Source organism: Oleiphilus sp. HI0066 (assembly GCF_001635725.1).
Genome location: NZ_LWFH01000051.1, coordinates 1 through 664 on the forward strand (window position 1 = coordinate 1; position 664 = coordinate 664).

General features: G+C 48.2%; 1 pseudogene. It reads right to left on the reverse strand.

What is annotated here, in order from left to right:
- Positions 1–159 precede the first annotated feature (159 nt).
- A pseudogene (locus tag A3738_RS30325) lies at positions 160–664 on the reverse strand (saccharopine dehydrogenase); the annotation flags it as partial.

Below are 664 nucleotides of genomic sequence, written 5' to 3' on the forward strand. Positions count from 1 at the left end.
GCGACGATAAGACGCGACGAAAATGAACGAAAGCTCGCAGCTTCTTAGCGTTAGGAGAGCAGCTTAGGCAGGGCGAAAGTTTGTGAGAACACGGAGTTTACATATAAGTAAATGAGTATTTCGAACAAGCTTTCAACACAGCCTAAGCAATCGCAGTAGCTAAGAATGGATTTCGAATTGAAGTCCAGCTTTCGAGATTAATCTCTCAATCAACACATCCCCCATCGCAGTTGATGGCGTATGCATTCCTGCCACTTTAGCTGTCTTGTCTTTATCAAGCGCTAAGCACGCTGCCGCTTCACCAAGCATTTTAGAGGTAGACCCGTAACCAGGATCACGATCACCACTAACAAATCCTTTCACGATCGAGCCATCGCGCATTTTAGCGATCACAAGATACTTCCAGAAGCCAGCTTCGCGCTCTGCCTTAGATGGCCCCTCACCCGGTGCTGGTAAAAACTTAGCAGTAATCTTTTTGTAGAATCCACCGGGCTTACCGCCAAGCATTGCACCGAGACCAACCAAACCAGTAATCGCTTTCAAACGGCCAGAGAAGCCATCGCCAGTCAGCATCGCTTCATCATAGGTGAAATCTTTTCCATAAGGAAAACCCGCCAAAGCGTGGCTACGACGCACCACACGTGTGTTGATCGCTGCCATAACG